Raw genomic sequence first — 6478 nt, forward strand, 5'->3', positions numbered from 1 at the left:
CGGGTGCCGCGTCGGGCCGCCGTACGGGCGGCACCCCGAGCCGCGGGTGCCGGGTCAGGCCGCCGTACCGGTGGCGTCGGGCCGCCGTACGGCCGTGTCCGGCCGCTGCCGGGTGCCGTCCTCGTCCGCGACGACACCGTGCTCGCGCAGAGCCAGCCGTAAGCTGCGCAGCGCGTAGTACACCCGGGACTTGACCGTGCCCTGCGGTATGCCGAGGGCCTCCGCCGCCTCCTGGGTGGTGCGGTCCTCCAGGAACGTCGCCCGGATCACGTCGCGGTGGGCGGGGGTGAGCGCCCGCAGGGCCTCCTGCACCACGATGGACGACAGCATCCGCTCGATGTCGTCCACCTCGGCGCCCAGTTCGCTCAGCCAGGTGGCCCCGCCTATCTCCAGCGGGCGGGCCATCCGTGTGCGGTGCGCGTCGATGACGAGGTTGCGGGCGACCCGGAACATCCAGGGGCGCACGGCCATCCCCTCGGCGTCGACCAGGTTCCGCTTGTTCCAGCAGCGCAGCAGCGTCTCCTGGATGACGTCCTCGGTGCGGTGGGTGTCCCCGCCCAGCATGCGCAGGACGTACGTGTAGAGCGCCGGGCCGTGCTCCAGGTAGAGGTCGCGCAGCGCCCGTTCCTCGGAAGAGGCGGCGCTCGCCGATCCGATGACGGTGACGTTCATGGTGGTGCTCCTGTTCCTTGGGACGGCCGGGCCCGGTCGGCGGGGACCTGGGGCCGGGACCTCCGGGGGAACGGAGTGTTCCGAGGGGCGTTCCACGTTCGTTTGACGTCGGGTCTACGGATCGATGGACGAGCTGGTCGGGACGGGTGTGACCGGAGGTGTCCGCGGGGTCGCGGGCGTCGGGCGGGGCTCAGACGTACGCCTCCAGGTCGTCGACCTGTCTGCGGACCTGTCCGACGAGGGCCGCGTAGCCCGGGGGCAGCAGGCCGTTGCGGTCCAGCACCGCCCACATGTTGAGGAGTTCACGCCCGTGGGCGACGACGGCCCGGTCGTCGTCGAGCTGCTGCCAGGCCGCCGCCGCCCGGGCCACCTCCGCGGGCGCCCGGCCGTCCCGGGCCCCGCAGCGGATCCTGGCCACGGCCAGCGCCAGCACGATCGCCTCCCGGTGGTCGCCGCGCAGATGCGCGAGGTACGCCTCGACGGCCCGCGCCTCCACGGCGTACGGGTGCTCGGCGCCCAGCGCGTCCGTCAGGCTCTCGCGCAGCGCGCTCGCGTCGGCGAACGCCTCGTCGAGGCGGCCGTCGGCGGCCAGCGCGTTGACGCCGGCGATCCGTTCGGCGAGGTCGGCGGGGAGCGCGGTGGTCACGGTGGGGGCCGCGACGGCGGCCGGGTCCGGCATCTCGGCCCGGGCAGCGGCCGTGGCCCGCGCCCGGGCCACTGCGGTGGCCACGGCGGAGGCACCTTCCGGAGAGGGCGCGGGAACGACGACGGTGGAGGGGACGACCACGGGAGCCGGGGGTGTGGGGTCGGGTTCGGCGGCCGTGACCGGTGATATGAGCTCGGGCCCGGTGGGCGTGACCAGGGGTGTGGACTCGGGCTCTGTGGGTGTGGCCGGGGCCGTGGGCTCGGGCCCGGTGGGCGTGACCGGGGGTGTGGGTGTGGCGGTTGCGGGGTCTGTCTGCGGGGGTGTGGACCGGGGGCCGGCGGCGGTGGGGGCGGGTTCGGGCCGGGGGGCATCGTCCGGGTCCAGGACGCGGCTCGATCCGTCCGGCAGGACCTCCAGCAGGAAACGGGCGGCGCCGGGGCTGTCGTACACCGTGGCCACGACGGCGGCGCCCCGCTCCCGCGCGTACCCCTCCAGGCGGTCGAGCACGGCCTCGTGCACGGACGCGCCGGGCTCGGGGACCAGGGTGGTGCCGTCGATCTCGGCGAGCCCGTCGCCGGAGATGTACACGTCGAAGCGGTCCATGGCGGTCCTCCTCAGGTGGTGGCCGGCGAGGGACCGGCCGTGGTCGAGTCCGGGTCGGGCGTGACGCCCGGGGTGGCGCCTGAGGGAGGCGCGCCGATGCCCTGGTACTTCGCGAACTGGGCGCGGATGGCGAGGACATAGCCCTGGGCCTCGTTCGTCCGCGGCACTCCCCTGGCCGCGCGGACGGCATCCATCCCGACGTCGTAGCCGGCCAGCGCGAGGTCGAGGACGGTGTTGGTGGTCCCGTTCCCGTCGCTCTGGTCCACCTCGCCCGCGTCGATCATCTGCTGGCCCTCCTTGGCCAGTTCGCACAGGTAGCGGCCCTGCGCCATGATCGAGTCCTTGGCGTCCAGGGCCGAGGTCTTGCCGTTGCCGTCGTCGTCCTTGCCGTACTGGGTGAAGACGTCGGGCGGCAGCTGCGAGAGGCCCTTCTCGCCGTTCGGGCCGACCAGCGCGCTGTTGAAGCCGGACTCCTTCTCGATCTGCGACGCGATCACGATCGGGCCGATGGCGCCGCACAGTTCGCCGGCCTTCTGGATGGGGTCCACCAGGTCGTCGGGGACCGTGGACGTGTCCAGCTCGCCCTTGCCGTCGCCCTGGAAGATGCCGAGGGTCTGGTCCGCGGTGTCCTGGCTGGGGGGATCGCCCCCGCCTCCGTGGAACAGCAGGTACAGCGCGATCAGCGGGGCCAGCAGGACGCCGAACCCGCCCAGGATCACGACGACGACCAGCGTCCCGGCCAGGGCGAGCGGTGACAGCAGGCAGCCGCAGCCGGTGCCCGCGATGATCCCGTTCCGTACGGCGGCCGACGTACCGCCTTCCCCGCTCTCCTCGCTCATGGGCGCCCGCCTTCTTCCCCTCGCCTTGAACCGCTGTGGCCACACGGCCCGTTGTGCTGTCCGACGGGCTCGACAGATCCAAACGGGCCCCGGGGCAAAGAAGTTCAAACCAGTGGAAACCAGATCAGCCAGAGCAGCCGATCAACGAGCGAAGAGGGGGGCGGGGCACACATGGGCACTCCTTCGGCGATGCCGTCGGGCCCGGGGTCATGGGTACGGGGACCGAAGAACCAGCGGCAGACGTCACCGGACGCGGCACCCGCCGTTCCCGAGGCGGACGGCGCCGTCCGGCCGACGGCACCACAGACCCAGCCCACGGCCACCCTGGCCACCGCCGTCACGGCCACCCCGGGCACTGCGGCCCCGGTCACTCCGGGTGCTGCGGCCCCGGTCACCCCGGGTGCTGCGGCTCAGGTCGCCCCGGCCGTGGCGGCCCAGGTCGCCACCGTCGCGGCGGCCGCGCCGATCGCAACGGCCCCGGTCGCCACCGCCCCGGCCGCCCCGGCCGCTCCGGTCGCTCCGGTGGTTCCGGCCGCCGCGGCTCCGGCTCCGGCTCCGGCGGGGACCGTTTCCTCCCAAGTCCCGCCAGCACAGCAGGTGTTCGCCGCGGCGCCCGCGGCGCAGGCCGTCCCGCGGGCCGAACCCCGGCGGAAGGCGGGCCCGGCGCGGTCCGGCCCCGGACGGCGCACCGCACAGGCGCCGGCCACGGAGCCGTCCTGGGGCCGGCCGAAGCGGCCCGGACCGGCGCGCGGCACCTCGCGCGACGGGATCGGCTGGGTCAAGGCGCACGGCGGCTCCGGCGCGACCTCGCTCGCCGAGGTGTTCGGCGGGGTGGAGGTGGGGGCACGCTGGCCCGACCCCGCCCGCGGCGAGCCGCGCCGGGTCGTCCTGGTCGGCCGGACCAGCGCGCGCGGACTGCGGTCCGTCTCCCAGGCGCTCGGCGCGCTCAAGGACGGCGAGGCCCCCCAGGGACTCGAACTGCTGGCCGTGGTCCTCGTCGCCGACGCCCCCGGACGGCTGCCGCTCACCCTGCTGCGCCGCATCCGCGTCCTGCGCTCCGTCGCCCGGGTGCACCGCGTGCCGTGGATACCGGCCTGGCGCACGGGCGGGAGTCCGAAGTCCGTTCCCCGGCAACTCGCCACGCTCGCGGGCCTGGTGGGCGCCGGCCTCCACGCCGAAGGAGCCGCGTCGTGAACCGGTCCCCCCTCGGCCCGCACCTCCTCGCCGCCTACACCCCGCCCGTGGAGGCCGGCACGATCCTCGGCCTGCTCGCCTGGTGCGCCTCGGCCTGCGGTGTCGGCGGACTGATCATCGTCGGCATCCAGATGGCGCTCCAGCTGCGCCGGGGCGACCCCGGTGAGGGCGGCGAGCACTTCCGCGGCGTCTTCTTCGTCACCCTCAGCTGCCTCGTCGCCACCTGCGCCGGACCGCTCGTCGCGGCCCTGGGCAGCCTCCAGCTCCTCGGTCCCTGATCACCGGCGTGCCGGTCCCGGCCACCGGCTCCGCGGGCACGGCCCCGTTCCCCGCGGCCGGCCCGGCACGCCCTCCCGTACACCCCAGTCGTCCTCGCGCCCACCGCTCGTCCGGGCGCCGAATCACTCGGAGATCGTCATGTCCTCTCTGCTCGAAGCAGCCTCCAGCGTCCTCGCCGCCGGTGTCCCGCAGCCCGCGGCCAACGCCCCCGGAGAGCTCACCTCCAAGGTCAACACCGTCCTCGGCATAGCCGCCTGGGCCGGTACCGCGGCCGGTGTCGCCGGCGTGCTGATCACCGGCGCGATGATGGCGGTGTCCGTCAAGCGCGGCGAGAGCTCGGAGCACATGAGCCGGCTCGGCATGGTGCTCGGCGGCTGCGTCCTCGTGGCCACCGCGGGCCCGCTGATCAGCTTCGTCTTCGCGTAGGCCCGGCGGACGGTCGTGATGTTCAAGCGCAGGGAGCGCCGGCTCGAGGAATCCGGGCCGTACTACAAGCAGCGCAGCTGGCAGCTGTCGGCGGGATTCCTGGCCGTCGTGGCCGTGGTGGGCGGGGTCGTCACCCTGCTGTCCGGCCCGGACACGACCACGGCCCACGCGAACGCCGCGGCCTCCTCCGGCCCGCTGGCCGGCCCGTCCGCGAAGGACGGCCGGCCGCGGGGCTGCCGCACCGACGACAGCGCGGGCCCCGCACTGCCCAGGTCCGCGCCCACGGACGTCGGCTGGCGCACGCTCGGGGTCGCCCGGGTGCCCGTCTCCGCCTCCGCGGGACCGACCGTGATCCAGGGGCCCCTGTGGTGGTGCTACGCGCACACGCCCACCGGGGCCGCGCTGGCCGCCCATGTCATCCCCTCGCAGATGAGCGGGTCCGACTGGCGCACCGTCACCGAGCAGCAGGTCGTCCCGGGCCGGGGCCGCGACATGTTCGAGTTCCAGCGCGCCACCGTCCAGAGCACCGACACGCAGACCAGCGGCACCACGGTCGCCACGTACGCGGGCTTCTCGGTGAGTTCGTACACGGAAAGGGCGGCGACCGTCCGGCTGCTGATCAAGAGCGCCCAGGGCTACGCGGCGACCGACATCTCCCTGCGCTGGAGCGGCGGCGACTGGAAGGTCCGGCCCGACGACAACGGTTCGCTGCACTCGCCCGTGGCGGCCGTCAGCAGCACCAACGGCTTCGTCCTGTGGGGGGTTTGACGTGAACTGCACGTCCGGGAATCCGGTCATCGACCTGGTGAAGGGGTTCTTCAGTTTCCTCGGCGACCCCATCGGGACCATCGTCGACCTGATCGCGAAGACCATCCTCGCGGGCGCGGTCGCCGTGTTCGCCGCGCTGACCACCAACGTCCCGACACTGGAGCAGACCCAGACGTCGAAGGACATCAGCAGCGACACCCAGTGGATCGTGGTCTACCTCGCCGTCGGCTCGCTGCTCTTCGCCGCCTGCCGCATGGCCATCGAACGCAAGGGCGACGCGGGCCGCACGGCGCTGAAGGGCATCATGCGGGTGGTGCTCGTCTCGGGCGCCGCCACCACCGTCGTCGTGGCCGCCGCGGCCGTCGGGGACAGCTACTCCAACTACCTGTTCAACAACGCCGTACGGGATTCGCTGAACAACGTCGGGGCCTGTTCGGACGGCAGCGGGATCCAGTCCTTCCTGCTGCTGGTCCTCGCGTTCCTGCTGCTGATCGCGGGAATCGTCCACACGGTCCTGATGTACATCCGGCTCGGCGTGATGATGCTGCTGCTGGGCACCCTCCCGCTGGCCGCCGCCGCCTCGATGACCGACTGGGGCGCCGGCTGGTGGCGCAAGCACATCGGCTGGATGATCGCCTGGCTGCTCTACAAACCCGCCGTCGCCCTGGTGCTCAACGCCGGTATGGCGATGATCAATTCGGGCAAGAACAGCGGCACCGGTGACGTCAGCACGATCAACACCCGGATCGCCGGCATCGGCGTCATGCTGCTGTCGGCCATCGCCCTGCCCGCGCTGCTGAAGCTCATCGTGCCCGCGACCGCGGCCATGGGCACCGGCAACCCGATGTCCTCCATGGGCCAGGCGGGCTCCAGCCTCGCGAGCGGCGCGGTCCAGCTCGGCGGCAGCCGGGGCGCCTCCGGCTCCGGCGGGGGGATGGGTCCCAGCGGTGCGACCGGGTCCGGCGGCTCGGGCGGCTCCTCCGGCGCGGGCGGTTCGGCCGGTGCCGCCGGTGCCGGCGGCGGGCCGGGTGCCACCGGCTCGGGCGGCGCG

The 6478-nt window shown here is 74.0% G+C and carries 8 protein-coding genes; 5 read left to right on the forward strand and 3 right to left on the reverse strand.

The genetic code is table 11. The features are described from left to right. Window positions 1-54: 54 nt before the first annotated feature. The 3 genes from ACFWI4_RS38690 to ACFWI4_RS38700 form a co-directional block, all read right to left on the reverse strand. Complete coding sequence (locus ACFWI4_RS38690; protein WP_387206069.1) at window positions 55-672, reverse strand: sigma-70 family RNA polymerase sigma factor; 618 nt, start codon at window positions 670-672, stop codon at window positions 55-57. A gap of 190 nt (window positions 673-862) precedes the next feature. Beyond that, on the reverse strand, window positions 863-1921 hold the full coding sequence (locus ACFWI4_RS38695; RefSeq protein WP_387206071.1) for a tetratricopeptide repeat protein: 1059 nt from the start codon (window positions 1919-1921) through the stop codon (window positions 863-865). A gap of 11 nt (window positions 1922-1932) precedes the next feature. Beyond that, window positions 1933-2760, reverse strand: coding sequence for a lytic transglycosylase domain-containing protein (locus ACFWI4_RS38700; RefSeq protein ID WP_385394967.1), 828 nt, complete (start codon window positions 2758-2760; stop codon window positions 1933-1935). Window positions 2761-2931: 171 nt separating this feature from the next. Here ACFWI4_RS38700 and ACFWI4_RS38705 point away from each other — a divergent pair, with 171 nt between their 5' ends. The 5 genes from ACFWI4_RS38705 to ACFWI4_RS38725 form a co-directional block, all read left to right on the forward strand. Beyond that, the gene (locus ACFWI4_RS38705) at window positions 2932-3954 is read left to right on the forward strand and encodes a hypothetical protein (RefSeq protein WP_387206074.1); all 1023 of its coding nucleotides are present in this window, start codon (window positions 2932-2934) and stop codon (window positions 3952-3954) included. Further along, on the forward strand, window positions 3951-4232 hold the full coding sequence (locus ACFWI4_RS38710; RefSeq protein WP_385394962.1) for a hypothetical protein: 282 nt from the start codon (window positions 3951-3953) through the stop codon (window positions 4230-4232). Before ACFWI4_RS38705 ends, ACFWI4_RS38710 begins: the two co-directional genes overlap by 4 nt. Before the next feature lie 139 nt (window positions 4233-4371). Then, window positions 4372-4659, forward strand: a complete 288-nt coding sequence (locus tag ACFWI4_RS38715; protein WP_385394959.1) for a hypothetical protein — start codon at window positions 4372-4374, stop codon at window positions 4657-4659. A gap of 18 nt (window positions 4660-4677) precedes the next feature. Further along, window positions 4678-5427, forward strand: a complete 750-nt coding sequence (locus tag ACFWI4_RS38720) for a hypothetical protein (protein ID WP_387206076.1) — start codon at window positions 4678-4680, stop codon at window positions 5425-5427. A 1-nt stretch (window position 5428) separates the two neighbouring features. After that, window positions 5429-6478, forward strand: a 1050-nt coding sequence (locus tag ACFWI4_RS38725; RefSeq protein ID WP_387206078.1) for a hypothetical protein, incomplete at its 3' end; no start/stop codon positions are given.

Origin of the sequence: Streptomyces sp. NPDC127038, assembly GCF_042725875.1 — a bacterium.
Classification (GTDB): domain Bacteria; phylum Actinomycetota; class Actinomycetes; order Streptomycetales; family Streptomycetaceae; genus Streptomyces.

Coding starts and splice junctions, on each gene's coding strand:
- ACFWI4_RS38690 (WP_387206069.1), bottom strand. CDS start 672: ATGAACGTCACCGTCATCGGATCGGCGAGCGCCGCCTCTTCCGAGGAA.
- ACFWI4_RS38695 (WP_387206071.1), bottom strand. CDS start 1,921: ATGGACCGCTTCGACGTGTACATCTCCGGCGACGGGCTCGCCGAGATC.
- ACFWI4_RS38700 (WP_385394967.1), bottom strand. CDS start 2,760: ATGAGCGAGGAGAGCGGGGAAGGCGGTACGTCGGCCGCCGTACGGAAC.
- ACFWI4_RS38705 (WP_387206074.1), top strand. CDS start 2,932: ATGGGCACTCCTTCGGCGATGCCGTCGGGCCCGGGGTCATGGGTACGG.
- ACFWI4_RS38715 (WP_385394959.1), top strand. CDS start 4,372: ATGTCCTCTCTGCTCGAAGCAGCCTCCAGCGTCCTCGCCGCCGGTGTC.
- ACFWI4_RS38720 (WP_387206076.1), top strand. CDS start 4,678: ATGTTCAAGCGCAGGGAGCGCCGGCTCGAGGAATCCGGGCCGTACTAC.